At 55.1% G+C, this 26,339-nt stretch carries 29 protein-coding genes; 7 read left to right on the forward strand and 22 right to left on the reverse strand.

Features of this window, described 5'->3' with window-relative positions; genetic code table 11:
• Window positions 1-327 precede the first annotated feature (327 nt).
• From DDZ13_RS10105 to DDZ13_RS10120, 4 genes are all read left to right on the forward strand, one after another.
• Complete coding sequence (locus DDZ13_RS10105; protein ID WP_199221099.1) at window positions 328-1,161, forward strand: HAD-IIA family hydrolase; 834 nt, start codon at window positions 328-330, stop codon at window positions 1,159-1,161.
• Window positions 1,162-1,539: 378 nt separating this feature from the next.
• Window positions 1,540-2,952, forward strand: a complete 1,413-nt coding sequence (locus DDZ13_RS10110; RefSeq protein WP_110131338.1) for a sulfatase — start codon at window positions 1,540-1,542, stop codon at window positions 2,950-2,952.
• A gap of 354 nt (window positions 2,953-3,306) precedes the next feature.
• Window positions 3,307-3,603 (forward strand): hypothetical protein, encoded by a 297-nt coding sequence (locus DDZ13_RS10115; protein ID WP_110131339.1) that lies wholly within the window; start codon window positions 3,307-3,309, stop codon window positions 3,601-3,603.
• 98 nt (window positions 3,604-3,701) lie between these two features.
• Window positions 3,702-5,174 carry a sulfatase family protein gene (locus DDZ13_RS10120; protein ID WP_158279880.1) on the forward strand — a complete coding sequence of 491 codons (1,473 nt, stop codon included), beginning with the start codon at window positions 3,702-3,704 and terminating at the stop codon, window positions 5,172-5,174.
• A 169-nt stretch (window positions 5,175-5,343) separates the two neighbouring features.
• Here DDZ13_RS10120 and DDZ13_RS10125 read toward each other — a convergent pair whose 3' ends face one another.
• The 10 genes from DDZ13_RS10125 to DDZ13_RS15855 all read right to left on the reverse strand — a co-directional run bounded on the left by DDZ13_RS10125 (window position 5,344) and on the right by DDZ13_RS15855 (window position 14,973).
• Window positions 5,344-5,613 (reverse strand): hypothetical protein, encoded by a 270-nt coding sequence (locus DDZ13_RS10125; protein WP_158279881.1) that lies wholly within the window; start codon window positions 5,611-5,613, stop codon window positions 5,344-5,346.
• 204 nt (window positions 5,614-5,817) lie between these two features.
• Window positions 5,818-6,882, reverse strand: a complete 1,065-nt coding sequence (locus tag DDZ13_RS10130) for a hypothetical protein (protein ID WP_110131342.1) — start codon at window positions 6,880-6,882, stop codon at window positions 5,818-5,820.
• 353 nt (window positions 6,883-7,235) lie between these two features.
• On the reverse strand, window positions 7,236-8,219 hold the full coding sequence (locus DDZ13_RS10135; RefSeq protein ID WP_110131343.1) for a hypothetical protein: 984 nt from the start codon (window positions 8,217-8,219) through the stop codon (window positions 7,236-7,238).
• Between the two features lie 281 nt (window positions 8,220-8,500).
• Window positions 8,501-11,491 carry an AsmA family protein gene (locus tag DDZ13_RS10140; protein ID WP_110131344.1) on the reverse strand — a complete coding sequence of 997 codons (2,991 nt, stop codon included), beginning with the start codon at window positions 11,489-11,491 and terminating at the stop codon, window positions 8,501-8,503.
• A 925-nt stretch (window positions 11,492-12,416) separates the two neighbouring features.
• Complete coding sequence (rplS, locus tag DDZ13_RS10145) at window positions 12,417-12,785, reverse strand: 50S ribosomal protein L19 (RefSeq protein WP_110131345.1); 369 nt, start codon at window positions 12,783-12,785, stop codon at window positions 12,417-12,419.
• Window positions 12,786-12,806: 21 nt separating this feature from the next.
• Complete coding sequence (gene trmD / locus DDZ13_RS10150; protein WP_110131346.1) at window positions 12,807-13,499, reverse strand: tRNA (guanosine(37)-N1)-methyltransferase TrmD; 693 nt, start codon at window positions 13,497-13,499, stop codon at window positions 12,807-12,809.
• 192 nt (window positions 13,500-13,691) lie between these two features.
• Window positions 13,692-13,964: a 30S ribosomal protein S16 gene (gene rpsP, locus DDZ13_RS10155; RefSeq protein ID WP_110131347.1), complete on the reverse strand. Its 273-nt coding sequence runs from the start codon at window positions 13,962-13,964 to the stop codon at window positions 13,692-13,694.
• 157 nt (window positions 13,965-14,121) lie between these two features.
• Window positions 14,122-14,475: a four helix bundle protein gene (locus tag DDZ13_RS10160; protein WP_110131348.1), complete on the reverse strand. Its 354-nt coding sequence runs from the start codon at window positions 14,473-14,475 to the stop codon at window positions 14,122-14,124.
• Between the two features lie 57 nt (window positions 14,476-14,532).
• A complete protein-coding gene (locus DDZ13_RS10165) occupies window positions 14,533-14,775 on the reverse strand; it encodes a hypothetical protein (protein ID WP_110131349.1) in 243 nt (80 codons plus the stop codon).
• Between the two features lie 75 nt (window positions 14,776-14,850).
• Entirely contained in the window at window positions 14,851-14,973 is a 123-nt protein-coding gene (locus DDZ13_RS15855; RefSeq protein ID WP_269845182.1) for a hypothetical protein, read from the reverse strand.
• On the opposite strand from DDZ13_RS15855, the gene DDZ13_RS10170 reads away from it, so the two are divergent.
• Window positions 14,972-15,232 (forward strand): 2Fe-2S iron-sulfur cluster-binding protein, encoded by a 261-nt coding sequence (locus DDZ13_RS10170; RefSeq protein ID WP_110131350.1) that lies wholly within the window; start codon window positions 14,972-14,974, stop codon window positions 15,230-15,232. The genes DDZ13_RS15855 and DDZ13_RS10170 overlap by 2 nt on opposite strands.
• 213 nt (window positions 15,233-15,445) lie before the next feature.
• Here the strand turns inward: DDZ13_RS10170 and DDZ13_RS15750 are convergent, their stop codons facing one another.
• Complete coding sequence (locus DDZ13_RS15750; protein WP_233246138.1) at window positions 15,446-15,904, reverse strand: hypothetical protein; 459 nt, start codon at window positions 15,902-15,904, stop codon at window positions 15,446-15,448.
• Window positions 15,905-16,251: 347 nt separating this feature from the next.
• The gene (locus DDZ13_RS10180) at window positions 16,252-18,999 is read right to left on the reverse strand and encodes a DUF4838 domain-containing protein (protein ID WP_110131352.1); all 2,748 of its coding nucleotides are present in this window, start codon (window positions 18,997-18,999) and stop codon (window positions 16,252-16,254) included.
• 243 nt (window positions 19,000-19,242) lie between these two features.
• Here DDZ13_RS10180 and DDZ13_RS10185 point away from each other — a divergent pair, with 243 nt between their 5' ends.
• Complete coding sequence (locus DDZ13_RS10185; protein WP_110131353.1) at window positions 19,243-19,827, forward strand: transposase; 585 nt, start codon at window positions 19,243-19,245, stop codon at window positions 19,825-19,827.
• 391 nt (window positions 19,828-20,218) lie between these two features.
• Here the strand turns inward: DDZ13_RS10185 and DDZ13_RS10190 are convergent, their stop codons facing one another.
• The 10 genes from DDZ13_RS10190 to DDZ13_RS10235 all read right to left on the reverse strand — a co-directional run bounded on the left by DDZ13_RS10190 (window position 20,219) and on the right by DDZ13_RS10235 (window position 25,978).
• Window positions 20,219-21,145 carry a glycosyltransferase family 2 protein gene (locus DDZ13_RS10190; RefSeq protein WP_110131354.1) on the reverse strand — a complete coding sequence of 309 codons (927 nt, stop codon included), beginning with the start codon at window positions 21,143-21,145 and terminating at the stop codon, window positions 20,219-20,221.
• A gap of 211 nt (window positions 21,146-21,356) precedes the next feature.
• Window positions 21,357-21,611: a Txe/YoeB family addiction module toxin gene (locus DDZ13_RS10195; protein ID WP_110131355.1), complete on the reverse strand. Its 255-nt coding sequence runs from the start codon at window positions 21,609-21,611 to the stop codon at window positions 21,357-21,359.
• Window positions 21,608-21,859 carry a type II toxin-antitoxin system Phd/YefM family antitoxin gene (locus DDZ13_RS10200; protein WP_110131356.1) on the reverse strand — a complete coding sequence of 84 codons (252 nt, stop codon included), beginning with the start codon at window positions 21,857-21,859 and terminating at the stop codon, window positions 21,608-21,610. Before DDZ13_RS10200 ends, DDZ13_RS10195 begins: the two co-directional genes overlap by 4 nt.
• Before the next feature lie 384 nt (window positions 21,860-22,243).
• Window positions 22,244-22,861, reverse strand: a complete 618-nt coding sequence (locus tag DDZ13_RS10205) for a YiiX/YebB-like N1pC/P60 family cysteine hydrolase (protein WP_110131357.1) — start codon at window positions 22,859-22,861, stop codon at window positions 22,244-22,246.
• A 381-nt stretch (window positions 22,862-23,242) separates the two neighbouring features.
• Window positions 23,243-23,635, reverse strand: coding sequence for an HI0074 family nucleotidyltransferase substrate-binding subunit (locus DDZ13_RS10210; protein WP_110131358.1), 393 nt, complete (start codon window positions 23,633-23,635; stop codon window positions 23,243-23,245).
• A complete protein-coding gene (locus DDZ13_RS10215; protein ID WP_110131359.1) occupies window positions 23,625-23,933 on the reverse strand; it encodes a nucleotidyltransferase domain-containing protein in 309 nt (102 codons plus the stop codon). The genes DDZ13_RS10210 and DDZ13_RS10215 overlap by 11 nt, the downstream gene beginning before the upstream one ends.
• A 415-nt stretch (window positions 23,934-24,348) precedes the next feature.
• Window positions 24,349-24,774: a type VII toxin-antitoxin system HepT family RNase toxin gene (gene hepT / locus DDZ13_RS10220; RefSeq protein ID WP_158279882.1), complete on the reverse strand. Its 426-nt coding sequence runs from the start codon at window positions 24,772-24,774 to the stop codon at window positions 24,349-24,351.
• Window positions 24,764-25,138, reverse strand: a complete 375-nt coding sequence (locus tag DDZ13_RS15500) for a nucleotidyltransferase domain-containing protein (RefSeq protein ID WP_158279883.1) — start codon at window positions 25,136-25,138, stop codon at window positions 24,764-24,766. The genes hepT and DDZ13_RS15500 overlap by 11 nt, the downstream gene beginning before the upstream one ends.
• A 200-nt stretch (window positions 25,139-25,338) precedes the next feature.
• Entirely contained in the window at window positions 25,339-25,680 is a 342-nt protein-coding gene (locus DDZ13_RS10230) for a HepT-like ribonuclease domain-containing protein (RefSeq protein WP_110131362.1), read from the reverse strand.
• Window positions 25,670-25,978: a nucleotidyltransferase family protein gene (locus DDZ13_RS10235; RefSeq protein ID WP_199221100.1), complete on the reverse strand. Its 309-nt coding sequence runs from the start codon at window positions 25,976-25,978 to the stop codon at window positions 25,670-25,672. The genes DDZ13_RS10230 and DDZ13_RS10235 overlap by 11 nt, the downstream gene beginning before the upstream one ends.
• A 135-nt stretch (window positions 25,979-26,113) precedes the next feature.
• Here DDZ13_RS10235 and DDZ13_RS15505 point away from each other — a divergent pair, with 135 nt between their 5' ends.
• Complete coding sequence (locus DDZ13_RS15505; RefSeq protein ID WP_158279884.1) at window positions 26,114-26,317, forward strand: hypothetical protein; 204 nt, start codon at window positions 26,114-26,116, stop codon at window positions 26,315-26,317.
• Window positions 26,318-26,339 lie beyond the last annotated feature (22 nt).

Raw genomic sequence — 26,339 nt, forward strand, 5'->3', positions numbered from 1 at the left:
CGACCCCGCAGAAATCCGCCACCTGCCAGATCATCTTCCGCAGGATCTCCCTCTCCCGATCACCAAACAAACGCTCTCCATTCACCGTCCTGGTCATACAGTGATAGGTCGCATCGCTGCCACTTACTTTTAGACGCCGGGTTCGCATGCTTAGATAAGGAAATCGCTCAAATTGAAGTCGTTGTCAAGTATTATTAGCCTGTCCCTTATAATCTTATAATCTACTCGTGAGCTTAATGCCGGTGCATTGTTAAAGTCTCGCTCATTCACGCATTAATCCTGCGCATCCCAATGCATTGGCACGCGAAGCGCTAGCTGCGGTAGGCTATGAATAAAATTGGATTTCTTTTAGACATGGATGGTGTCATCTACCGCGGGAATCAGCTGATTCCCGGTGCCAATAAATTTATCTCGGGATTACGTGAGCGCGAGATCCCTTATCTCTTCCTGACCAACAATAGTCAGCGCACCCGCCGGGACGTGGCCCATAAATTGCGCAAGCTGGGCATCGAAGCCTGCGAGGACGACGTCTTCACCTGCGCCATGGCGACGGCCCGATTTCTGGCCAACCAAACACCGAATGGCACCGCCTACGTCATCGGGGAAAACGGCCTGGTCAATGCACTCCATCGCAACGGCTACACCATTGCGGACGATGATGTCGACTACGTCGTGGTGGGCGAAGGCCGCACCTTGAACTTTGAAATGGTTGAACGTGGGGTTCGCTTGGTCGAGAAAGGCGCTCGCCTCATCGCCACGAACATGGACACCACCTGCCCGACCGAGAACGGAATTCGTCCGGGCTGTGGCGCCATCGTCTCGATGATCGAAAGCGCGACCAATCGCACCGCTTTCTCCGTCGGCAAACCCAGCCCGGTCATGATGCGTGCCGCACGGAAGCAACTCGGCCTGCGTACTGACGAGACCATCATGGTCGGCGATACCATGTATACCGACATACTCGGCGGCGCACAGGTCAGCTATCGCACGGTTCTCGTCCTCAGCGGCCACACCACGCGCGCCGGCATCTCCCGCTTCGCCTACAAGCCGGACCTGATCTGTGACTGCGTCGCCGACATTCCCGAGGAATTCTACCTCGGGGAGAAACATGTGACCTCGGATAAACTCACCACCGGCTCGGTCGAGGAAGTAAATGCTTAAGGCCGCCGCACGACCGCATCGCACTCACGCTGCGGTCGTGCGGCATAATTTTTGAATCGGGAAGGGCTCCTGCCACTTGGCCCTGTTCTGACGAACTGGTGAAGGATCAAATAAGTTTTTCATTCATGTAGAGAACTTGCGCCAGCAAGGTCTTTAGATAGGCCAAGGATCTTCCAAATCGACGGCACTCTCGTGCCATCGCTACGATCTAAAATTGTGTAAACTTATTTGATGAAGCACTCGGCCAAACATGGTAGAACCCGGTTCCGATCTGTGCGGTCAGTAGCAAGCAAGAACAAAACGGCGATTTCTATCGCGGTACTTACGAGCGGATGTCAAAGTGGAACTTTTAGTACTTCCTAATCGACTTAAAGACAAATGCCACAGATTACCCTAAGGTTTCATTTACTTGCCATCATCTTGATCGCCTGCTCGGCAGTTGCCGCGCCGAAAAACGTTTTGTTGATCTGCGTTGATGATCTCCGCCCGGAGCTGAAAAGTTTCGGGGCCGACTACATCCACTCGCCGAACATCGACAAACTGGCCGCTACCGGCCGGGCCTTTACACGACACTACGTCAATGCACCGAGCTGCGGGCCGTCCCGTTACACGTTGCTGACCGGGCAATACGGACCGCCGCACAACGGCGCCCTCTTCGTGCGTGCGGAGCGCTTGGAAAAGGACGAAACCTCTGTCCCGCCCAGCATGCCGGAGTGGTTTCGCAAGCACGGCTATACCACCGTTTCGGTGGGAAAGATTTCCCATCATCCCGGTGGGCGGGGTGGCCGTAACTGGGATGACGGTAGTAAGCTGGAAATGCCCAACGCCTGGGACCGGCACTTGATGCCCTCCGGTGAATGGCAGCATCCCAGAGGTGCCATGCATGGTCTGGCTCATGGCAGCATACGAAAGCGGGCGGGCGAACATCCGGTCTTTGAAGCGAAAGAAGGCCCGAACGAGATCTACCCCGACGGACTCATCGCCAACGAAGGGATGCGTCAAATCGAAGATCTGGCCAAGTCGGACGAACCTTTCTTCCTGGCCGTTGGCCTGATTCGCCCGCATCTGCCTTTCGGTGCGCCCAAAAGATTTCTCGACCTCTACGAAGGCGTCGATCTGCCCCCGATCCCCCATCCGGACAAACCCGGAAGCCCATCCACCTGGCATCGCTCCGGCGAGTTCATGAAGTATCAGCGCTGGGGCAAAAATCCCAACAACGACCCGCAATTCGCGGATGCCGTCCGGCGCCACTATGCTGCCTGCGTCAGCTATGTGGATGATCATGTCGGCATGCTCATTGAAAAACTTGAAGCATCCGGCGCCGCGGACGACACCGTGATCGTGCTTTGGGGCGACCACGGCTTCCATCTCGGCGAGCATACCATCTGGGGAAAACACGCCCTCTTTGAAGAATCGTTGCACTCCCCCTTGATCATTATTTCGCCGGAAGTCGAAAAGCCGGGAACGGCCGCCAATGGTGTTGTGGAAACCCTGGATATTTTCCCGACCCTCTGCGACCTCACCGGAGTCGAAACGCCCGACTTCGCCACGGGCAAATCACTCCTGCCCATGCTTCATGATCCGGCAACCCCCGGACATTCGGCTATCGCTTACATAGGCTCGGCAAAAACAGTCCGGACGGACCGCTATCGGTATATCGCCCACAAAAACGGTGAGCAGGAACTCTATGACCACGCCTCGCCGGAAAAAGAAACACGGAATATAGCCGGGCAAAACCCGAAAGTCGTACAGTTACTCCAGAAGATACTGGAAGAGGAGCTGGCGAAGTAAAAAGGATTTTTGCCAGCTGTCATCGACCTGACGCACTTTCCCAAAACGGCCTCCTGCTGCCCGCTAAGAGTGCTAAGCTACGTGAATTGCCGAGCAATTCCTGGCGTCCTTAGCGTCACTTCGCTGGCCAAGTCTTCTATTGGGAAATGCCTCGTCCCCGTACTCACGAACAGGACTGCGGATGCGATTCAGTTTGTCGGTGTCCGGTTTCCCAGTTCGCCCACTCCCCGTTGTATCTTCTGCATATTGTCTGGCCTCTGGATCCCTGTGGCCTGACTTCGGCCCTCGGCCCTCAATCCGCGCTCCGCGTAGGATTCTATTGCTTCGGCGGCCTTAAGGCGTATCCCAGACATAATGGATCTTAAAACTTTAACTCAAACCGCATCGGAGAACGCTCCCGAACCGGAGGGTCTAAACGACACCGAACGCTCGCTCTGGCTGGCCAGGGCCGGACGCTGGGATGAAGCGCACGATCTCTGCCAAACGCTGCACGATCCGGCAGGGTCCTGGATCCATGCCTGGCTGCATCGCCAGGAAGGCGACTACGGCAACGCCTGCTACTGGTATTCACGGGCCGGAAAACCCGCCGCAGATCAGGACGCATCACTGGAAGAGGAATGGATCGAAATTGCCAAAGCCTTGCTGGATTAGAGCCACTTCTGGAACTTTTAAGACCCAAACTTATCCTTCAATCTCAGGAGGTGCTGCTTTCTCAAGCGTCATCACATTTATTTAAACAACAAGCATACATGATATATCGTTTCATCATTCTATTCTTCGCCTTCGGGCTTGGTCTTCATGCCGAGGTAACGGCGCCAACCGATAGCGACCGGCCGAATATCGTCATTATTTACGTCGACGACCTCGCCCGCGGCGATGTCGGGGCATTCGGTTGCCCCGACCCGGGCACAGAGAATATCGACCGCCTGGCCGAGCAGGGCGTAATGTTGACCAACGCTTACACCAACAACGCCCCCTGCTGCCCGAGTCGCACCGCAGTGATGATGGGCATGTACACCCAACGGTTTGGCAAGTACGGTCTCTCCCGCGGTGTCCCCATTCCCGAGGACAAGCCGACCATGGCCGAAACCCTCCGCGATGCCGGCTACATGACCGGTATCGTCGGCCTTGAAAAGTGGGACATTGGCAAATGGGACCAGGGCGCGCTCGACGAAGGCTTTATGGAAGCCGGGATGCAGCCCCCGCGTGTGCCCAAGTTGAATGAGCAGGGCTATGGCCACAGATCCTGGCAACTCGATCTTTACGGCCAGTATGGCACCGAGGTGGAAGGCAACTACTGTGTCGACTTCATCCAACGACACGCGGATGGAGACAAGCCCTTCTTCCTTTACTACGTTCCGCTGGCCGTGCACACGCCGCTGTTCGAAGTCCCCCAAAAGTATTTGGATATGCTCTACCCCGATCATGTCGGCAAATACAAGCCCCGCCAATACCTGCGTGCCAATCTGCTCTGCCTGGACATCCAGATCGGGCGCATCCTCCAAGCTTTGGATGAGACCGGCGCGGCCGACAATACTTTGGTCATCTTCAGCAGCGACAACGGTGGTGATCCTGCTGGCCAGCACCGCCCGGATCCCTATCGCGGCGGGAAGCGCGGCAAAAACCGCTATAACCTTCAATGGGAGGGCAACTACCGTATGCCGACAATCTTCTCCTTTCCGGGTCGTCTGCCCGAGGGCACAAGCTACGAAGGCATGTCCGGCACGCTGGATTTCTACGCAACCGCGGCAGCGATTGCCGACATTGAGGCACCTGACCACCTGGACGGTAAAAACATGCTCCCGCTTCTCACCGGCGAGCAAGCCCCCGACCCCGAACGGATCTTTTTCTGGAACACCCACGGCTCCGAAATCGTACGCTGGAAACAGTGGCGCCTCGTGCAGTTCCGCGACCAAGGCTGGCGACTCTACGACATCGAAGAGGACCCCAGCGAGACCCGCAATCTCGCGGACCGCTACCCGGAAATCGCAGCTCAACTGGAAGCGCGCTATACCGACTGGCTCTCGCAAATGGAAGAACCCCGCAAACCAGTTCGGCCACCGGAGGCACTTATCCCCCACACCAACGGCGGTCATCACGCCCGTCGCCCCTTCGGTCGTGGCTGGATGACTGTCGAACGCTGGAACCAGATCAAAGACGACCCCAGCCAGTGGAGTGAGACTGCGGCCCGGAAGCGCTTCTTTGAAGCCCTTGAGCTATAGAAGTGGTCGGGACCATAATGATTACAGTGGAGTCGGGGCTGTGTGCTTTGACTCCTGGTTCAAAATTCCATCACTCATTCAACAAGCTCATGACGGGCGAGTTTTGAGGCGACATCGCAAGCCCAAAAGTACGTACGGCACGCTCTAAACACCTACGACGACCCGCACCTCAGCGTGCATGCCCGAAGACATAATCGACCAACGCCGCCAGAGCCGATTTCTCTCCTGTCGCTGTGCGATGCGCCATAGGATCAAGAATTTTTAGAAGTGGTATAACTCGAAGCTGCATCGGACCGCCGAGCGCTTTATAGCGCTCTTGAATGCCTCCGGAATTCTCCTCCAGTGGCACGACCGTATCGCTGGTCACCATGAAGGTGGAAAAATTGGCAGTGCGATTTTGGAGCAGCGCAAAGCGGCCGGGCAACGCCGCGAACTCCAAAATTCGCGCGCATCCTTAAGGACAGGCTCAATTGGTTCTCTCGCGACACCGTCGAGACGACCTGCAGTCAAAAAGCCCGTGGATCCAAACATAATCAGAGCAAGCGCAACGACCACCGATCTGTTCAAAGACATCAATATGGATCAAGCCCCTGCCTTTCCGAGAGTCGTCACGTGAAGAGAAAACGCCCAATCACCCGACGATCTACAAATCCACGTAAGTGAGGAGACCTTTGATTTTCCGATCACTCAAATTGCCACCATTGATCAAATCAACCATGAGCTCAGCCGCTGCTGTATTGGTCTTGTTTGGAGGCTTACCAATAATGACATGCACATCAGTCTCTGCAGGTTTTGGCCTACCATATTTCTGGTACCATTCCCAGTTTGCCTCCACGACTTTTTCATTGGGCAAACCAATACCGGGTTCAACCAATATAAAAACCGTGCTCGGTGGCGGGCTTAATTCGAAAGCCGCATTCATTGCTCCCCAATACTGCGTACCGGTCCTGAGGAAAATACCACCTTCCTCCATATTCTGAGGGGAACCAGTCCAGGTGGATCGGTTCCTGATATCCACTGAATTGAGCTCTTCAATCACCTTGTTGATATCATTACCGCTACCCTTCAACCACCTCCTGCCAGAAATGCCGCGGGGAAACCAAAAGTCCGATTCGGTAAAATCCTTATTATTTCCAGCCCCTTTCGGCATGTGCCCGGCATTCTGGCCACCGAAGAAAATGAGCATGAAATTGGCATCGCCCTTCTTGATGGTACTTAAAGTTTTTAGTACTTCGGCACGTGTCTGCTCAAAAACTCCGCCCCCGGAAAGCGATAGGTCCATTAAAACCGCGAAATTGGAGCCGGAAGCGGAGGCGCCAAAGAAATTAACATCCACGGCCATGTCACGCACACCAGCCAGTCCGCCACCGAAACCGCCGCCCCCGCGTCCATAGACCGCGCTGCTGTCCACATTGACGTCGATATCCAGGCTGGGGATGTTCAACTCGGAAGGATTATTCACCACGATCGCCGGCGGCCGAGGAGGAGGCACCGACTCATTCCGCTGCTGGATATTAACCTGATACTCCGGCTCTTTTTGCTGCACCTGCTCCACGGGAGCAGCCTCAAAAACCGTCTCCTCACGCAATACATCGGCCACGAACTTAATTGTGCCAAAGATAATAATGGCGACGATGTGCAGCGCGAAGCTGACAATCAGGACCATTGCCAAGGCGCTACGGGACTTCTTTCCGAAAAACTGCTTCATAATCTATCCGGACAGGAGTACTATAAAAAATGTCTCAGCACTAGTCATAAAACCAGAGAGTCCCTCCATCAACCATTCCACTCAGCGGTATAGCTGGAGCAGTGGATAAGTTCAGTTTTCCGGTTACCCGTTTGTCCGTTTCCAGTTGCACCCTCTGCATATTATCTCGCTTCTAACCCCTGACCTCTGACCTCTGACCTCTGACCTCTGACAAATAAGAGTCGCGCCAAGCTACGCGAAGTGAAAAGCAATTCTTGGCGTACCTTGGCGTCACTTCGCGGGCCAGGTCTTCTATTCGAAACCCTTGCGCCCCGTCCTCACGAAAAAGGCTGGGATTTTCAGCTACTCGGATTCTACTTATCCTTGAAGAGTTTCAGGAAAAACTCTCCGCCGGTTTTGCGTGCCATCATCTCAAGCGGCTCCTGATTGTTCCCTTTCCCCAAGTTACCCTTGAAATCGTGGAGCATGAGCTTGGTATCTTTTCTGCGCATATAGCGTGCCACGTCGTCGGCCAAATCAGCATCGATACTGTCATCAAAATCGGCGAACCAGTAGATCAGGTCCGCCCCATTATCGACGAGGAATTTCATGGCGACATCACAGCCGGAGAGACCATTGGGGCCACGGATTTCGGAGAAGACGACAAAACCCTTGTTCCGACGGCGCGTACGGTCCCATATTTCCTTGAAATCCTCCCGCTTCAGCAAACGATCCACGAATGGCTTGGTGGCATAACGTCCGCCCGTATAATCCTCCGCGGTCTTCTCGTAGTCCTTGATCGGCACAAGCTCGTTTTTTCGACTGTCGATAGCGCAACCGGGCGCAAAAACAATAATGGCATCGGGGAAGGCAGACTGAATTTCATCGATGACAGCGCTGAGCACGTTGTGCGTCGAAAAGGAGACATCTAGAATCACGCCCAGGGTTTCCGCCTGCACGGTTTTGCCGAATAGATTGGCGGAGATTGCCATTTCACGTACCCCGGCAAGCCCGTCACCGAAGCCACCGCCACCACGTCCGTAAACCGAGCTGCTGTCGACATTCACGTCGATATCCAGACTGGGAATGCTCAGTTCCGAAGGATTATTCACCACGATCGCAGGAGGCCGGGGAGGTGGCACTGATTGATTTCGCTGCTGGATATTGACCTGGTATTCCGGCTCTTTTTGCTGCGGTGGCGCGATTTCCGCCGCCTCGAATACAGTCTCTTCACGCAGCACATCGGAAACGAACTTGATCGTGCCGAAAATGAGTACGGCCACGACATGGAGTACGAGGCTGACAACCAGGACTGTCGCCATGGCGCTGCGGGATTTCCTTCCGAAAAACTGCTTCATAGAAGAACGACGTGTAAATCGTGGTAAATATTAGAGAAAAGAATCACTTTATCAACGAGACAGACTCAAATGATATCTGTTTAGGGGATAAGAGATATCAAGAAACTCTCCTATCCGTGTCGTGTAAAGCGTAATAGGCTATTGTACAGCTTCAGCACTGCCAGCCAGCCTGCATGCTTTACGGTTTTTTAACCAAGAAACAGGCCGGTGAGCCGTAGGCGGTAGCATAAGATAATTGAATTATGGCAAGAGGCAAAAACTGAAAACCGGGAAACTGAATCTCATCCCCCGAGGACCGAATTCAGGAGATCCAAGCCGGTTTCCACATCCCGGAGGATCTTTTCTTCTTTGGATGGCTTCGGTTTCAGGTTCTGCTCGCTCGGGGCCTCGCCGTCTTCCGTCCCCGGCTCGGCCGGGGTCTCGCCTTCAGCAGCGGGCTCGTCTTTTTGCTTCGCAGGCTGAGTCAAAGCGCGGTTGGCCGCTTGTTTGAGCATTCGTTCCAGGGCGGAAGTGTCCGGATCGCTCAATGTGCCCTTGATCTGGATGGTGCTGGCCCAGCGCCGGAAGCCGTCCTCGGCGGTATTCGGCCCCAGTAATTCGAGGGTTTCCAAATATTCGATGAGTTGCCCCTTCGCTCCCAGGTTAAGTGTCAGGTCAAGCGGTTGGCTCATCGCTTCCTTCAGGCTGCTTGCGGCGATACTCCCGGCCCCGTCGATCAGGAGGTTCTCCCCGACAAAACTGAGTTGTGGAATCTTGATCTGCTTATCGGCACCCCGGGTGAGCTTGAGCGTAAAGTCACTGAAAGGCATATTCTCAAAGTATGGCACCGCCCTTGCCAGAGCGGTAATGCCCGGTCGGTTCAAGCTCTGCCCCAGCAGGCCGGCACCGATCAGCCCGAGATTGCTCCGGGTATCGAGCTTAAATGCGGTCAGCAGACCTTCCCGACCGTTCACGGCCAATTCGCCTTCGATCGCATCGATCGCCTGATCAAGCGTCGCCCCCTGTCCGGAGAATTTGGCTCGGCCGTCGAATGTCCCCCGCACCGGAAAATCTTTGGACGGTTTCTTGGAGAAGGTTGCCGGATCCACGTTGTCAAACATGAGGTCCGTCTTGATCGCGTAGGCCATCCGTTGACGTTGCGAATAGCGCGCCTCGCTGCTGCCGGAGAGCCGCCCGCCCTCAAACCCGCCCTCCAGGTTCTTCAAGCTGAGCAGGGGCTCGGTCACGACGACTTCAGCCTGCAAGTCGGTGATCACCTCTCCGGAAAGCAGGAGCAGTTCCGCAATGGACACTTTAACCTCGCCATCGTAACCCGCCCACGGGGGGCCCGCCACCTGCGCGGTATCCGGCACTTGTGGGCGCCCCGAAGTTGTTTGCGTCGTCGAGGGCGTCGGTGGCCTCACCCCTTCCGGCATTGCGTTCGTCGCCGCCCGCTCCTCAGGCTGAAAAGCGGCACTGAGAAATTCGATATCCCGCTGGCTCACTCTCGAAGCGGTGAGATCGGCTTGAAATTCCAACGGGCTCACCTTGGGGCGGACCTGCCCGGCGAACTGAAGGTTGGAGCTGGGTCGATTGTCCGAGCCGGCTTCGAGATTCGCCCCGAGCGCCAACACGCCCGGCTTCGGTTCGTTCAGCTGCAGGGCGAAACGGTAGTCCTGCCTCTGTCCGGGATAAGCCCGCGGAGAAATCGCATCGATGCGTCCCTGCGCCTGCAGGGGATAGTCATTCGCCGGATCGAGATTGAGGTCCACCTTGGCCCGCCCACTGAGGATCGAGGTGTATCCGGCCAGAGCCGGCTGCTGGGTAATCTGCTGCAGCCCGAAGTCGAGTTTGGTCCGTGTCTGCAGTCCCGCGGGCAGGAAACCTTCGCTTGTCGCGCTGGCTCCGTAGCGACCGGAGCTTTGCCCCGTGAGAATGGCACCATACTGGTCCGACACCTGAAAGTCATTCAACTCCCAGGCGATGGACCGGTCGGACTCAACACGAATGACCGGTTGGGCAAGAATCGTCACCTGATTCAGCATAGGCGCACCATCCTGAAAGACGGAAAGCGGCCCAAGGCGCAGCGGGGCGACCGGACTCAGTTGCAGCACACCGCCGGGCAGACCGGTTAAATTGAGTTGGGCCGAAAGATCGTTGCCGGACACCGAAAGCCCTTCCGGCATCCATGGCCGGAGCCAGGCAAGCGGAAGATTCGTGATGCGCACGTCCATCAAATTCCCGCTCAGGTCCTGCTTCCCTCCGAGCGTGAAATGTTTGTTCAGCTTTACGGACACCACCTCGGCGTCCGATGCGGACAGCAGCAAATCCGTGCCCTGTAAAGTCAGTTCCTCGCCCCCGGCCTCCGCGGTTAGGCTACCCTGCACATTGACTGCGCCGACGCCGGCCATTTCCGGGAGGAAAATTTCCGGGCGCGGCAGGTCGGCATTAAATGCCACCGCCAGTGTCGCGCGCTCCTCAAAGCCCTGCACCGCCAGGTCCAGCTCCTGACTGACGCTGAGCAGGTTCTTGCCCGATTGATCACTGGCATTCGTCAGCGACTCCACCCGCACCTGCTCGAAACCACCGTCGCGATTTTGTTTCAAAAAGACCCGCGCGTTGGCATCAAACTCCTTCAGCCCGGCGTGCAGCGCCTCCCGTGAACTCAACTTAAGTGAGGCCTCGATCGTAGTCTCCTCGCCCGGTCGAATCGGCCCGGCGTTCAAATCGATCGCGTAGCGGCTACCGGCACCGTCCCGCAGCTCCCCTTGCAGTCGAATCGAGTCGATATCCAGCAGCCAGTCGATTTGACCGATCGCATAGAGGGCATCAACCGGCGAACCCGAGGCTTTGGGAGCCGGAGCCTCGCCTTTCGCAGGCCGGGGCACATCGCTTGCCTGGCCGGATGTGCTGGTACCGGTGCTCGGCGGCGCTATCGAGGGCTCCGCCGGGGTTTCACTTTGAATCAACGCCCCGGGAACCTCCACCACCAAGCCGTCCACATTGAGCGCACCGATTTTGACCGTATGATTAAAGAGCGCATCCAATGGTTTAAAATCCGTATCCAGCGTCGCCAGACGCACCACCGTGCCGTCGGGCATGGCCAGTTTCAGCTCGGACAATTCCAGCGAACTCGTGGAGATCCGCACCGTGCGAACCGAACTCCCCTCCGGCAACTGGCCCTCGATAATTTTTTTCTGCACCCCGGGACGAGTTAAGACGAAAAGTCCCGCACCGACGAAAAGCACCACCAGGACGAAAAAGAACAAAAAGATTTTGAGGAATGTTTTCATAAAGTTGGTTTCAGATTATCGGAAAAAGCCCCGGACGCAAGGTTCCTTGGGAAGGCTGATGAGGTGGGCGATTTTGGATTTTTCATTGCCGATTAGATTTCGTTTAGACGACTTATAGCGAATTCAGAAAGGTCGGTCCCGGCAGGTTCACCTGTAGCTGATGGCACGATACATGTCACGCCGTCTTGTCCGGCGCACCCGGTGAAGACGGAAGCCTCGTTGAGCGTAGGCGGAGCTCGCATCGATCGACCTTGCTCTCGCAACGTCGCTACGAGGACAAAGTTTTTTGGTTCTTCGTTCCTGGTTCCTGCGTGACGATTTGTCAGTTTTCTTAATCGTAACCCTACTCTTAATCGTAATCCGCAAAATATCCGAGCCACGGATAGAAATGTCTGCCGCGGCAATGCGTTAGAATCCCATCCGATCGGAAAAGTGGACAAGAATGTCCACGCTCCGTTTGAGCACTGAAGCGCTGTTCTTTGTTCTACGTTTCTCGTTCCTGGTTAGGCGTGTCATCAAATAGGAATTCCAAATCGGTATCGGTATCGATACTCCGATCCTGTTGCGTGTTCGCTTGACGGGCACCTGTTGGAAAATTGGAAGCGGGAGTGTGGAGATTAAGGTAGCCTTTTTCGAGTCACCTCGGATCGACGACAGCCGTTCCAGTTAAAAGCAAATCAAAGATCAAAAATCTGAAATCGAAAATCGTTAACCCATATCCAATATCCTGATCCCTCCCAAACAGTAAGCGGTCGCAGCTACGCTGGCCCAAGGAAATCATTTTGCCTTCTCTTTTTTTTTGAAATGAGACGCCCCTCGATACGCATCGACCCCGTTTTCACAAACGAGGCTACGAGGGCTTGCCCGCCCACAAAAAAGCCGCCCCGGGTTGGGACGGCTTTCATGAAATACTTGTTGGCGTCGCTTAGCGGCCTGCTTCGACGAGGCGCTTTTCCTTCACCTGGTTCGCAGCCTTACCGATACGGTCGCGCATGTAGTACATGCGGGCGCGCATGGTGACCGACTCACGGTCGATTTCGACTTTTTCGATCGTCGGGCTGTGCACGGGGAAAACCTTTTCCACCCCGACGCCGGATGCGATGCGACGGACCGTGAATGTCTCTTTCACGCCACCACCCTTGCGGCAAATAACGATGCCGGAAAAAATCTGGATACGTGTCTTATCCCCTTCCTTCACCTTCAGGTGAACACGAACACCGTCACCGACTTTAAAGTCTGTGCGGTCATCGATAAGTTGATCTTGTGTGATTTCGTCTAGGATGGCTTGGCTCATAGCTGGAGTTTCCGTTAAATTTTAACTGTCTTGGTCTTTTTGGTCTAAAAGGTCGGGGCGTAAACGCCTGGTTTTGTCGAGTTGTTGGTCGCGGCGCCATTTCTCAATAGCGGCGTGATTGCCTGATAATAAGACCTCGGGCACGCGCATTCCGCGAAAGTCGGCAGGACGCGTGTATTGAGGAAAGCCGAGCAAGCTGCTCATGAAAGATTCTTCCGTCAAGGATTTTTCATCACCTAAAAATCCGGGGATGAATCGGCTGACCGAATCGATCAGCACCGCGGCGGCCAGGGTGCCGTTGGTCAGGACATAATCGCCGATGCTGATCTCGCGGTCCACCAGCTCGTCGCGCACCCGCTGGTCCACGCCCTCGTAGTGCCCGCTGAGGATGAGCAGGTGCTCCTCGTGCACCAATTCGCGGGCCAGTGGACTGGTGAGCGGCTCCCCATCCGGGGCCATGTAGAGGACCTTCGTCTTCGGGCGGCGGAGTTCCTCCACTGCCGCAAAAATCGGCTCCGGCATCATCACCATGCCCGCACCGCCCCCGTAGGGCATCTCATCAGTCCGCTGGTGCTTGTCCTTGGCCCAGTCGCGGAGCTGGTGGGCGCGCACGTCGATCAGCCCGTTCTTGCGCCCACGGGCGATCATGCTGGACGTAAAAAAACCCTCCACCATTTCCGGGAAGAGGGTTAAAATGTCGAATTCGAGCTGCATGGGGGCCTTTCTCCTGCGCCTTTCCGGCTCGGAGGTCGTTGAGTGGTTGAGTGGTCTGTGGGGATCACCTCTCCGCTCGAACTTGGAATCAAGATATTAAAAATTCCCTGACCCACGGGACAGGAATGTCCCGCCTCCGTTTGAACGTACTGACAACAGGCTTGATCTTTTGGCCTGTGCCAACCGGGAAACCTAGGCTTCGGCTTTCTCGGCCGGTGCTTCGCGGCGCGCCTTGCGGATCAGGCTCGCTGCGGTGTCGGTCGGCTTGGCACCTACAGACTTCCAGTAATCCACACGGTCGAGCTTCAGCTTCAGTTCTTCTTCAGAACGCTTGGCCTGCGGCTCGTAGGTGCCGAGAATTTCGACAAAACGGCCATCGCGGCGGGCAGCTGCCTCAGTGACAACCATGCGGTAGAAAGGACGGTGGCTTGCACCATGACGTTGGAGACGGATTTTGAGTGCCATATCGGAAAGAGTTGAAAATAAAAAATGCCCGGCGAGACCCCGGATTTAGAGAAAAGCGCAGAAAAAAGGCTTTTCCGGGAAGACTGTCAAGCGGGGAATTTGGGGTGTGGTTTGGCTTAGGGCATGGAGCGAAGAGCGAAGAGCCCGTACTATGGTGCTACAGAGAACGACTGAATTTCGTTATCATTTTAGACACTTCGTCAAGTTCACGAAGTCGATTATTTCGCACGTCATCGTCGATATAGCCTTTCCGAGCAAAAAATGCGGTCATACTTGCGCATTCAAAAACCGAGCGGCGGGCGTAATTTAGAAAGTTCTTAAACTCAGCTTTTGATGTGCTACCAGAGCCTTCGGCGATGTTGTTAGAAATGCTAACCGCGGCGCCGCGCATTTGTTCCGCAAAACGATACAGCCGTTTCTTCTCCAGCTCATCCGCGACGTTGCAGAGCTCGTCGCCAACGTCACAAGCCCGCTGCCATATTTTTAGATCTTCAAACCTAAACTGTCCCATAAAATAATCCTACCTCCCTACTCTCCACTCGGTGTTCTCCGCTCTGTGCTCCATGCCCTATGCCCTATGCCCCTCCGGCACCACCATCTCGGGGGAATCGGTCCAGGGCAGCGGGAAGGCGCTCTTCTGCCAGTCCTTGCGCTCATCACCGATTTTAGCGAATTCGTCTTCTTTTCCATCCACCAACACACCGGAAAATTTATAGCGCGAATCCTCCCCGGTCAGACGGACATGGCGTCGTCCATTGTAAGACACAAGAATGCGCGGCGTGGCGTAGTCGATCTGGCGGATTTTGGGCATGTTTTCGGGGGGATCTCGGATCTCGGATCTCGGATCTCGGATCTCGGATCTCGGATCTCGGATTGAGCTTAAGACCTAATTCAGGCGGTCAACCAGAATTTCCAATCCCGCATCCCGCATCCCGCATCCCGCATCCCGTATCCCGTATCCCACATCGCGAGTTGCAATCAGCGCAAAGCCGGTTATCCCGTCAATCATGCCTAAAGTTATCTTCCAAAAATCCGACGTCACCGCCGAATGGACGGGTGACGAAGAAAGCATTCTCGAACTGGCCGAAGCCAACGACCTCGACCTGGACTACGGTTGCCGCATGGGCAACTGCACAGCCTGCCAGCAAAAAGTGGTTTCCGGGGAAGTCGAATACCCCAACGGCCACACCGGCGAGCCGGAAGAAGGGAACGAGCTGATGTGCTGCTCCCAGCCGAAAGGCGACGCCGACGTCGTCATCGACGCCTAGGTCGGTGGCCTCGCTGGTCACAGCGGGGGCGATGCCTTTCGAGCTTTCCCCTCGTCTCGATCCAACCCCAAAACCGAGTTTTGAGGCTACATGGCCTTTGTGGCCTCGTTCGTGAGAGTGGGGTCGGACATTGCGAACCTTTTCCTCGTCTCGATCCTACCCAAAAAACCGAGTTTTGAGGCTACGAGGCCTTTGCTACATTCAATGCCCGGCTCAATCGGCCTGAGACGTCCGATAAGCCAAGAAGCATTTCCAGAATTGGTCACTATCCCAAGGATCCAGATCCGGAAAGCCCGGCACCATGTTGCCTGCGTAAGGCCATTCTTCAACCCTCGCCACAAGTCCCGCACGAACCGGATTTTCGCGCAGATATTGACATGTATCGACAAAAGCCCCCCGGGATCGCTCTGATTCCCGGAGCACGTGGTCATGCGCTTGCTTCTGCCAGGAAACATCCAAGTGGCGCCTCAAAAAACGCGTCGCTTTCAGTTGATCACTTCCCGAAGACGCCCCCACCCAGATGAGATGAATATGATCCGGCATACAGACATACCGGGCACATCCCATAGCGTAGCGTGCGGAGGCATGTAAAAGCACTTCGCGAAAATGCCCGTACAAGCTCGCATCCCAACTGATGGAATGGCGATTCTTACTGACATGAGTCCAATGCACATGAGCGAATCCTTGATAATACTCCGGCGCCAGTCGCGGCAATCGACGCTTATCCCACATAAGTTTTTTATCGTTATTCTTACCGAAGCTAGCAACAAAATATCGATTACCTCGCGGGCCACGGCGGCGAGCGGGCCTTTTGAACCAACTGCGTGGCCTCGTTTGTGAGAACGGGGTCGGGCCTTTTCCTCGTCTCGATGTGACCCCAGAACTAAGTTTTGAGGCTACGTGGCCTCGCTGGTGACAGCGGGGTCGATGCCTTTCGAGCTTCCCCCTCATGTCGATCCTACCCCAAAACTGAGTTTTGAGGCTACGTAGCCTCGCTGGTCACAGCGGGGGCGGCTAGTTCAGTCCGACTTGAGCAAGCCAAACGCCACCTGGCGGATTTCGAGGAAATCTCCCTCGTATTGGCGGTTGGTCACGATGGCGAATTTCAGGTCATACGCGTTAACCGGCGACTGGAAGACAAACTGCAGCTTTTGAATCCCGCCGGAGTCACCATTCGGCAGTCGCAGGGGAATATCGGTGCGCAGGCTTTGCCCGTCAGCGGACTTCCAGTTCAACTGTATCCGGGTGCGGTTATCCGGGCTGACCTGCCAGCTGGCGTCGATCTCCAGAAGATAGGTCTTTTCGCCGAGCACTGGATAGGTCTTTGTCAGCCCGACGATATCGGCGTGCTCGATTCTCAGCCCGGCAGCTTCCTGTCCTCTGGCCGCAGTGATGTTCAGTCCTTCGCTGGCGCGGTATTCGATCCCCCACCCCTCGACCACGGGCAGGTTCGGACCGAGAAAGTTGCGCCGTTCCACCCCGTCATGTTTCAGTCCGGGATTAACCCCGGCACGAATATACCGAGCCTCGCCGGCCTGCCGGGCTTGAAGCATCGACCTCTGTTCCTCATCGCTGTCTTCGGGCACGATACCGGCATGGGCCAGCGCGGCCCGAACCAAAGGCATCGGGTCCGATTGCGCCAAGCGGTTAAAAAGCTTAAATCCGCCATGCATAGGCCGGGCAGCCAGGCTGCCTTTCAAGTCGTCAAAGGATTGCTTCGCACGGAGATATTCGCTCCGGGCATCGAGTAAGGCCGAGGCCCCTTCCCGCGCTGCAGAGCGATTGAGCCGGGCCATGGCCTCGTCAACCAGTGCCAACCGACTGCGGTGATAGTCGGCGTAGGACTCGGTATAGGCAAAGGCTTCGGATACGACTTGAACACGTTTCTTGAAACGATCTATCCCAGTAGAGGCTCCGCTTGTGGATGCCAGTTTCCCAAAATACGGTCCCGAGTCTTTTGCAAGCAGCGCCTCCGCCCGATCCAAGCATTCCCGCATCCGCTGAAGTTTTGCCTTATCAAACAACTCGATTCCGGCTTCATCCTTGTAGAACTTGATCCAGTTGGCGGTCCCGGCCCGTTCGTTGCGCGTCTGCTCCGCAATCCGGTAAAACTCCCGGATTGGCTCGGCCGCGGCGCCGAAGAACTCGCGGTAATATTCATCCAGCAGCGCGCCCACGTCCTGCCTCGGATCACGCAGCAGCTCCGCCGTGAGCCAGGCCTTGGGCCCGTCCAGCCCCCAGACCGAAGGCAACTGGGAATAGAACACATCCACGCCGGCACCGTGCAGATAAGCGATACTCTCCCCGATCCATTGGGTAAACTGACGCGGATAGGGATAAGGGGCTCCGAAATAATAATCCCAGGTCGCGATCCGCCCGGCCCCGGAATTGGCCCAGCGATCAATCAAGGCTTTGTCCTGAGCGCGATAAGCCGGATCATGCCACTGCGCCCGGTCGGAGGTCAGCACCGGCATGACCTGGGGGTGGATTTTAAAGGAAGGCGATTGCTCGGTCCAGTAGTAGGCCAGCGCGGTCAAAAACGGCGCTTTGGCAGCGGTTGACGGTGCGCAGTGGTCAGTGGTCGGTGAAACTTCTGGAATTCTTGAATCAGCAATCCGCAATTGGTCATTACGCGGGTCGAAGACCCGTGTCGCGACCTGATTCATGAAGCCGAAGACCAGATCGGTGTAGTTCGGCCGGCCGCGGAAATACTCGACCTCGCCAAGATCCTTCGTGGCCTCGCTGGTCACAGCGGGGCTTTCTTGCGAGGATTTGGTCCGGCTCTCGAGCTGTGCTGCCTCGAGCCGTGCTGCCTCGACCCCGCTGTCACCAGCGAGGCCACCTTCGCACTTTCTCACATTCCCACCTTCAACCTTCTTACCTTCCCACTCAAAGTCTCCGCCTTTGACCACCGCTCTCGCGGTTCGCTCCCCTTCGTCGAAGAGCGAATTGTCATTAATGGAGAGGGAAAAACTGTTCGCCTCTGGGTTCGCTGCAAAATGCGCCCGTGCCGCCTCCGCGGCCAGCTCGACCGCGAGTGGGTGCGTAAAGTCGGGCTGGGGATCGGTTCCGGCACTGCCACGCGGCGGACGACGCTCACCTCCGATTTCCGCAAACACCTCCGGGTGGGCCTCGTAGACGTCTGCGTCAAAGATCCGGGCCAGGTTGTGGTTAAAGGAATAGACCCGGTTCAAGCCGTTGCGCCGCCCGAAATCACTGTTCACCGGATGGAGTGCGCGCTGCACGAAGGCGGGCTCTTCCCTCCAGACCCGATCCGGAAATGTATCCGCTGGTTCGCCCACCGTCTCAAAGCCCAGCTCGCCCGCCCAGTACCAGCGCAATCCGAGCAACTCGCGGCAGATGGCGTACAGTCCGTTCGCCAGCCCCTCGTCCGTCGCCGCCGTCAGGTATACCCGCGTCCGGTCCCGTCGAAGTGTAAAGCCGCCTGTATCCTGCATCCCTCCGCGTAAAAGGCTTCGCCTCACGCGGCTACATCCCGTATCCCGCACCAGGACAAGCGCGCGCTTCGTCGGCTCGCCGGTTGCTCGCTCCAAGGAACCCGGCCAGTGCGCGAGCAGATCGTCCGCGGCCGCCTGCAAACGCTCCGATGGTTCGTCAGGCAGATAGATCCCACGAAGCTCGTCCAGCGCAAGCTGAGCCGAACCAAGCGTCCGCTCCGGCTTCCATGAAACCGTGCGCGCCAGCGCGCTGCCCGCGATGAAAATCGAGAGCAGAAACACAAAGCGGATTACGTGACTCAGGGACATAAGAAAATGAGATGAAATAATTCTACCGACATCAATGACAAGTCAGCCCGTGGAAGCGACACTCCTGTCGCTTTTTCCAAAATCGCCCATCCAGCTCCGATTTGCCGGAAAGGGGGACGAGTGCGGCATACGATTTCCCAGTTTCGGTTTGATTCGCGTTTCGGAATATAAAAAAAGCGACAGGAGTGTCGCTTCCACGCTCTTTTATTGCCATTTTTATTTTACGTTTGTAAAACGAGAACAATGTTAGTTCCTGGAGAGGATTTCGAGTTTTTCAATCCTTATGCCGAAGTGGCCATGACGCGTGCCAACCTTCCACACTGGCAACAAAAACGCGTCCTCTACTTTGTTACATTCCGGCTCAACGACTCGATTCCCCGGGAAAAGTTACGTGATTGGCGTATCCATTATGAAAACTGGTTGCGCGCCAACCCCAAGCCATGGAACGAACAGCAACACGAAACGTACCTGAGCGAATTCGCCCGCAAAGTGGAACGCTGGCTCGACGCAGGTCATGGTGATTGCTGCCTAAAAAAGACCGCCTGCCGGGATATTGTTGCCGATTGTCTGACATTCCAGGATCCGCATTACTACCGTCTCGATGCGTGGACCATTTCGGCCAACCACGTGCACGCGCTGGTTGCCCCTCGAAAAGGTCATCGCTTACCCGAAATCATGAAGAGCTGGAAAGGCGTCACCGCACGACGCATCAACCGCCACCTTGAGCGATCCGGCCCTCTCTGGCAAAAAGAATACTACGATCATATCGTTCGAAACCCGATGGCACTCGAACGAATCCGGGCCTATATCCGCCGGCATGACCTATGACCGACGTCGTATTCCACGTGGAAGCGACACTCCTGTCGCTTTTTCCGAACCGCGCATCCAGTTCCGGTTGTGGGGAAGGGGGCCGGGGGCATCGTATGGTCTCCCATTGGCGGGTTAATTCGCGTATTCGGGATACAAAAAAGCGACAAGAGTGTCGCTTCTACGGTACGTCTGCGATCGGAGAGGTCTATCCGGTACCGATTTGGAGTAAGAGTAAGATTACGATTATGATTATGGTACGGAAGAGCCAACCGACCTGTCACGCCGTCTTGCCCGGCGTAACCACAGACCACTCAACCAACACTCATTTGTCACGACCTCCTTCCCAGAGCCAAGAACCACAGGCAACCACTCAACCACTCAACCACCCACCAAAACACCACTCAACCACTCACTTGTCCCGGCGTATCGCAGAGAAGCCGGAACCACCCCCCAACCTCTCCTTAATCTTCAGACGGATCTGGTAGAAATAGACCGCTTTGAGGAAGGCGAAATGAAAGCCGGCGGCGCCATCGAGAAAACCGCGCTTCCAGAAATAGCCCCGCAGGAAATAAACCGGCGCCGCCCACCACTTGGTCAGGTGTCGGTATTTTTTCTTTTGGCGCTCAGTCAACTTTTCCCACTCAGAGCCGCCAAACCTTCTACCTCTTGACTCGGCGTCGCCTAACGAAGTCGGTTTAAACTTCCCACTTTCCACCTTCCCACCTTCATACCCCGATAGCCGCAGGTATCGGTTCGCCTCCCAGGACGAATATTCATTGTGCTTGGCGATGTAGTGCCGCAGGCCGCGGTATTCATTGTGCTCGATCGGCGCCTTGATTTCACCGACCTCGCCATCCACCACCGGATGCTCGTGGATCTCCATATCGAGAGCACTCCAGTTGAGCTCTTCGATACGCTCGTACTCCCCCGCATCCACCCGGAAGAGGGCCAGCTTTTGAAATTCGTCTCCGTAGCGCAACTGCTTGCCGAGAAACCAGCGCTCGTAGTTCAGCCAGTAACCCACCTTGCTCCCATCCGCCAGAGCGGCCCGCAACTCTTCGACAAAGCGCGGAGTAACAAATTCATCCGCATCGAGAAAGAGGACCCAGTCCGTCTTGAAGTCATAATTGCGCAGCACCCAGTTCCGCTTCTTGGGAAATCGGCCATCCCATTGAAAATGCAACACCTCGGCCCCCGCCTTTTCCGCAATCGCCACCGTCTCGTCCGTACTGCCCGAATCGACCACCACCACATGCTCGAAGTCCTCCAGCCGCGACAAGCACTCCGGCAGATTGCCGGCTTCGTTTTTCACGGGGATGATGATGGTGATGGGCATGGGGCTTAATTGGTCAGTGGTTGAGTGGTGGGTGTTTTGTTTGTGGTTGAGTCGTTGAGTGGTGGGTGTTTTGTTTGTGGTTGAGTCGTTGAGTGGTGGGTAGGGCTGCTTTCGGTGTTTCGGTGTTTCGGATTTTCCGCCTTCGCCGGACAAGTCGCTCGGAACGGTCCTCTGTCCTCTGTCCTCAAATGAGCTTATTCCGGTTCACTTATTAGTAGTGGTATCTTACTTGAGCAATGTAGATCGCATCCTCGCTGATTCGGTAGACCAACCGGTGCTCCTGATTGATCCTCCTCGACCAATAGCCGGAAAGGGAGTGCCTTAAAGGCTCTGGCTTGCCCAAACCCTCATGATGATTCCGGTCGATGTCCTTGATCAGCTCGTTCACTTTTTTCAGCGTGCGTTTATCGTTTTTCTGCCAGTAGAGGTAATCTTCCCACGCCCAGTCCGAAAAGATTTTCTTCATTCCAACAAATCCTTTTCCCGTCCTTTCCCTTCCTCCAGTTGTTGGATCGATTCGAGGAGACGGCGGGCATTTTTCGGGCTACGGAGCAGATAGGTCGTCTCTTTCATGGACTCATAATCCTCCAACGACATCATAACGACTGACTCGACCCCCTTCTTGGTAATAATGACCGGGTCGTGGTTCCGGCAAACGTCGGTGATAGTCTTCGCTAAATTCTCCCTCGCACTGGAATAAGTCATGGCATTCATGATGTACAGAATGTTGGACAACTCGGGACAGTCAATCGGTTTGTTGGGTGGGGCTGGATTTGTACGTGGTTAAGTGGTTGAGTTGTGGGTGGGGCGGATTTGTACGTGGTTAAGTCGTTGAGTTGTGGGTGGGGCGGATTAGTACGTGGTTAAGTCGTTGAGTTGTGGGTGGTGGATTTGGTGGGTCGATTTTAATCATCGACCGTAGAAGCGACACTCTTGTCGCTTTCCAGGCCAATACCCGAGGACTAGAGATCGGCCCAAAGCCCATTCGATGACTCTTGGTCAGGACTGAATCGGCGCGTTTCGATAAAAGCGACAAGAGTGTCGCTTCTACCACTCAACCACTCACTTGTCCGCCGGAGCCTCAGCGAAGGCGGAACCTCACACCAAACCGACCTTCCGGTCGGCAACAAAATCCCCGGGCGTGACGTAGGGGCAGGCGTTGCAGGCGATCTCCAGTCCGAGGGTGCGGTAGCAGGCGGCGACATACTCCGAACAAATGTAGGCCTGGTTCTCCAGGCTGCCGTCGGGCAGGACATTGTCTCCATGCTCCATGCCCCCGGCCCGGGGCTCACCGCCCCGCGCTCCGCCTTCCACGTAATGCAGGGCCAGACGCGCGGCCAATTCGGCGATCTGTTTGCCGTCGTAGGGCCAACCCAGCCGGTCGACGGCAAAGCGACCGAGTTTTGTCAGGGCCGTACCGGCATCGGCTTCGCCCGGAAAGTCCTGATGCCGGTAAATGGCCAGCTTGCCCGGATAGGCCGCCCCCGTCTGTTCGTAATTCTCGTAGTAGCGGCTCAGCGGGATCGCCCGCACGCCCATCGACTCCACACTCTCCAGAAGCATCACCCGGTCGAGGCGCTCCAGCCGCAGCACCAGCCCGATATGACTCCACTCGCTGCCAGTCGAAACCTGAATCAAACGCGAAAACGTACTGCGTCCGGAACAAAGCAAAAGGTCGCCGGAACGGAGCTTGGGGCGGATCGCTTGGTAGTGCATACGAAGGATTAAGTTTTAGGTTTTAAGTGTTAAGTTTTAAGCTCTCGGTATCGGTATCGGATGAAATTACTTATCGATAATCAGGAATTTAACCCACATCACTCAACCTTTTTTCAACGCTCTCCGCGGGACCGCTTATTACCGCTAATGGCACGCTTATGAAAAAACCTCTTCACTATAAGTGGTGATGAGTGGTTCCGCGGAGCGGACAAGAAGCCGGAAGCTGGTTTAAGTATCGACCCCGCTGTCACCAGCGAGGCTACGTGCGACTCTTTTACCAAGGGGTCTAACGCAGACAGAAGGGGCCGCGCTCCATTCATTTCTGGCCTCTGTCTTCCGGCCTCTGACCTCCGACTTCTGACTTCTGACTTCCAGCTTCCGTCAATCGTCTTGTATTAAGCTGAGGAGCTTTTGGTGAAGTTGCTCGAAAGGGCGGATGAATTGCGGGAGATTCTCATAGATCATCAGCGCCTCTTCCGCGTTGTAGACATGGGCCATTCGATTGCGCGCTTCCAGCATACTCAACCAAGGCGCTTGTTCATCGATCCATCCTTGGCTATATGCCGTCTTGAAGGCCGCCCGCGGTGATTTCACCGGCTCTACTCCGTAAAATGCGGCCACCGCCTGGACCGATTTCCACGCGAGGTCGAACGTGAATTCAAAATACTGGATACATCCAGCACGATGCACATCATCGACCGGATCCAAAGCCATCGCTTCGCGATAACGCTCCAGCGCATTCTTAAAATCAGGTAGTATTTGTTCAGGCTTCATATAAGACACGGCCTTCCCGGCGGGCACTCTCGGCAACCTTGCGGGAAGCCCGGTTCAAATCCACCCAGTCCAGGCGGTGCAAGGTCGGCAACTGTTCCAACGCCTCCTCAATCTCATAGAAGAGGCCCAAGTCCAACGGTTCAGCCCCGTCGACCCCGATATCAAAGTCAGAAAGCGGTCCCGCAGTTCCCGAAACACGTGACCCAAACATAAGGATGCGATGCCCCCGAAGCGCCTCCGCCCGGTCGAGGAAAACACGACGGACCTCATTCTCGATAGCTGCTTCCTCAATGGCCATGCTTGTATCTTGCTTACCGTCGCTGCTTTGTCAAAGCCACGCTAAGATCGAGTTTTAAGTGTTAAGTTTTAAGTTTTAGGTCCTCGGTATCGGTATCGGTATCGGTATCGGTATCGGTATCGGTATCGGTATCGGAGAAAACTAATCGATTTTGATCAATGGAAAAACAACCTCCCCGGCTCTGGATGCCCCCTGCCCTCTGGCGGATTCTAGTTTTCAGTTTTAAGTTTCAGGTGTTCAGTTTTCAGTATCGATTTTCGCGTGAAGACGAGTCCGATGGGCTTCCGGCATCTGTCTTCCGGCCTCTGTCCTCTGGCTTCTGGCTTCAATGCCGATTGTCAATACCCCCCAACGAAGAACTAAGAACTAGGAACTAGGAACTTAACCCTTGAAACTTAACCCTGTTTCCGATCGTTCACTTCAAGAAATGCTCAAAAGGCCGCTCCAAAAAATCAGTCACATGCCGATAAGCACCGCAGTCCAACACCTCCCGGATCAATGCACGATCCACTTTTAAATATTCATGCACAATGGCGTTCCGCATGCCAATCGCCTTGGCCCAAACGTCGACATCCGACTCACTGCACATGCCCGCTTCCTGTAAAGCAACGAAAGCGTCGTACGCATTGACCGGTGCGGGCGAGTATCCAGCCAGACGTAAAAGATGCTTGGCCTTACCGATCGCATTTTCCACCAGAAGCTGAAGCGCATGTTCGAGTCCGTTCCACTCCAATTCGCTTAAGCCAGCTTCCGACTGCATTCGTGCTTTCGCGTCGCTGAGCGCACGTTCCTGACGACGCAACATGGCCAAAGTGGCCTCATGGTAGAGCTCATAATCCATGGGCTTTGCGAAAGTGAAATTCCTCCTGTGCGCTCCACGCGCGTTGATAAAATCGAAATAATTCCAGACTCCCATGCCCCTTGAGGATGGTCCCCTCTTCAGCAACCGTGATGCACAAGCCAATCGGCGCTCGCTCCAAGTCCGCCAAGTCAATCAACTCCCCAGAGCAGCCGACCCGACCCGCCAGCGAAGACCGAAGTCGCTCCAACCGCGCCAAACGCTCCAAACGCGAAGACACCTGAGGGCCGAAAAAGAGCGCCAAGTCCCAGTCACCAGAATCAGTCGAACCCCGGGCGCGGCTCCCAAAGAGGAAGGCAATCGCCACATCATCCTGCTCCTCAAAAAAATCAACCAACTCCTTCATCGATGGATAGTGCTACCTTTTTTCGGCGTCGATTCAAGGCAGAAGCAGAAGCCGGAAGGCTTCATTTCAGTTTTAAGTGTTAAGTTTTAAGTGCTCGGTATCGGTATCGACGGAATCTATTCTATTTCGATCCCGATAGCGATTTGGAATTCCGATTTTTTACCCCAACGAAGAACGCAGAACGAAGAACAAGGGACTTACTAGCCTTGATTGAGTAAGCGCTCTAAATCTTCTTCCAAAGGAGTTAGACTTGATTGGACAGCCGCCCAAAGGATTTCGTGATCCACGATATCGTAACCATGTGCCAAAAGATTACGGGTGCCAATGATTCGATGGCCGTCCGTAATCTGCTCAAAGGAGCCTTCGTCTAAATTTCGCAAACGGAAGAGCGCTTCGCCCAAGACCTCAAACAAACGTTCGAGAATGAGCTGCAAACCTCGATCATCCAAAAGATCCTCGTATGTTTTTCCCTGTGTGAAGGAACGGAGCTCATGACAGGCACCACGAGCATCCTCCAACAGTTTTTCTAATTTACGCGGCATAGAGCGGCTTTCGGGTCTCTTCGACTTCTTGCTTAAAATAGGGGTTCCGGATCGCGTTCTCGCAAACCAGATCCACTTTTCGACCTAGAACGGATTCAAGGGCTTCTTTAAAATCGAAATACTGATGGAATGCATTCGTTTGTGCGTCACGACGAAAAAGGACCAGGAAGTCGACGTCACTTTCGGCACCGAAATCTTCCGTCAAAACCGAACCGAAAACATCCAGACGAATCACCCCATTCGCCCGACAAAGTTCTTCTATCTTGTGGAGATTGGACTGCAGCAATTGATTCAACATAGGTAATAAAGTATGAATTTCTCGTACTGCGTAAAGATGCAATCTACCTTAGCGGAGCGCTCAATTTTAAGCACTCAGTTTTGGGTGTTAAGTGGGCGCGGGGCTCAGTTTTAAGATTTAAGTGTTAAGTTTTAAGTGGTCGGTATCTGTATCGGTATCGGTATCGGTATCGGTATCGGTATCGGTATCGGTATCGGTATCGGTATCGGTATCGGTATCGGTATCGGTATCGGTATCGGTATCGGTATCGGAGAAAAACGTAATCGATTCAGATCCCGATCCCGATTTGGAATTCCGACTGTCAATACCCCCAACGCAGAACCAGGAACTAGGAACTAGGAACTTAAAACTTAAAACCTAG

It is taken from the genome of Coraliomargarita sinensis, from assembly GCF_003185655.1.
In the GTDB taxonomy this organism is placed as follows: Bacteria; Verrucomicrobiota; Verrucomicrobiia; order Opitutales; family Coraliomargaritaceae; genus Coraliomargarita_B; species Coraliomargarita_B sinensis.

Coding starts and splice junctions, on each gene's coding strand:
- DDZ13_RS10130 (WP_110131342.1), bottom strand. CDS start 6,882: ATGAAGCAGTTTTTCGGAAAGAAGTCCCGTAGCGCCTTGGCAATGGTC.
- DDZ13_RS10135 (WP_110131343.1), bottom strand. CDS start 8,219: ATGAAGCAGTTTTTCGGAAGGAAATCCCGCAGCGCCATGGCGACAGTC.
- DDZ13_RS10190 (WP_110131354.1), bottom strand. CDS start 21,145: ATGCCCATCACCATCATCATCCCCGTGAAAAACGAAGCCGGCAATCTG.
- DDZ13_RS10205 (WP_110131357.1), bottom strand. CDS start 22,861: ATGCACTACCAAGCGATCCGCCCCAAGCTCCGTTCCGGCGACCTTTTG.
- DDZ13_RS10180 (WP_110131352.1), bottom strand. CDS start 18,999: ATGTCCCTGAGTCACGTAATCCGCTTTGTGTTTCTGCTCTCGATTTTC.
- DDZ13_RS10165 (WP_110131349.1), bottom strand. CDS start 14,775: ATGCCCAAAATCCGCCAGATCGACTACGCCACGCCGCGCATTCTTGTG.
- rpsP (WP_110131347.1), bottom strand. CDS start 13,964: ATGGCACTCAAAATCCGTCTCCAACGTCATGGTGCAAGCCACCGTCCT.
- DDZ13_RS10115 (WP_110131339.1), top strand. CDS start 3,307: ATGGATCTTAAAACTTTAACTCAAACCGCATCGGAGAACGCTCCCGAA.
- DDZ13_RS10210 (WP_110131358.1), bottom strand. CDS start 23,635: ATGAAGCCTGAACAAATACTACCTGATTTTAAGAATGCGCTGGAGCGT.
- DDZ13_RS10140 (WP_110131344.1), bottom strand. CDS start 11,491: ATGAAAACATTCCTCAAAATCTTTTTGTTCTTTTTCGTCCTGGTGGTG.
- rplS (WP_110131345.1), bottom strand. CDS start 12,785: ATGAGCCAAGCCATCCTAGACGAAATCACACAAGATCAACTTATCGAT.
- DDZ13_RS10185 (WP_110131353.1), top strand. CDS start 19,243: ATGTTAGTTCCTGGAGAGGATTTCGAGTTTTTCAATCCTTATGCCGAA.
- DDZ13_RS10235 (WP_199221100.1), bottom strand. CDS start 25,978: ATGTTGAATCAATTGCTGCAGTCCAATCTCCACAAGATAGAAGAACTT.
- trmD (WP_110131346.1), bottom strand. CDS start 13,499: ATGCAGCTCGAATTCGACATTTTAACCCTCTTCCCGGAAATGGTGGAG.
- hepT (WP_158279882.1), bottom strand. CDS start 24,774: ATGGATTATGAGCTCTACCATGAGGCCACTTTGGCCATGTTGCGTCGT.
- DDZ13_RS10105 (WP_199221099.1), top strand. CDS start 328: ATGAATAAAATTGGATTTCTTTTAGACATGGATGGTGTCATCTACCGC.
- DDZ13_RS10110 (WP_110131338.1), top strand. CDS start 1,540: ATGCCACAGATTACCCTAAGGTTTCATTTACTTGCCATCATCTTGATC.
- DDZ13_RS10170 (WP_110131350.1), top strand. CDS start 14,972: ATGCCTAAAGTTATCTTCCAAAAATCCGACGTCACCGCCGAATGGACG.
- DDZ13_RS15855 (WP_269845182.1), bottom strand. CDS start 14,973: ATGATTGACGGGATAACCGGCTTTGCGCTGATTGCAACTCGCGATGTG.
- DDZ13_RS10120 (WP_158279880.1), top strand. CDS start 3,702: ATGATATATCGTTTCATCATTCTATTCTTCGCCTTCGGGCTTGGTCTT.
- DDZ13_RS15500 (WP_158279883.1), bottom strand. CDS start 25,138: ATGAAGGAGTTGGTTGATTTTTTTGAGGAGCAGGATGATGTGGCGATT.
- DDZ13_RS10160 (WP_110131348.1), bottom strand. CDS start 14,475: ATGGGACAGTTTAGGTTTGAAGATCTAAAAATATGGCAGCGGGCTTGT.
- DDZ13_RS10215 (WP_110131359.1), bottom strand. CDS start 23,933: ATGGCCATTGAGGAAGCAGCTATCGAGAATGAGGTCCGTCGTGTTTTC.
- DDZ13_RS10195 (WP_110131355.1), bottom strand. CDS start 21,611: ATGAAGAAAATCTTTTCGGACTGGGCGTGGGAAGATTACCTCTACTGG.
- DDZ13_RS10200 (WP_110131356.1), bottom strand. CDS start 21,859: ATGAATGCCATGACTTATTCCAGTGCGAGGGAGAATTTAGCGAAGACT.
- DDZ13_RS10230 (WP_110131362.1), bottom strand. CDS start 25,680: ATGCCGCGTAAATTAGAAAAACTGTTGGAGGATGCTCGTGGTGCCTGT.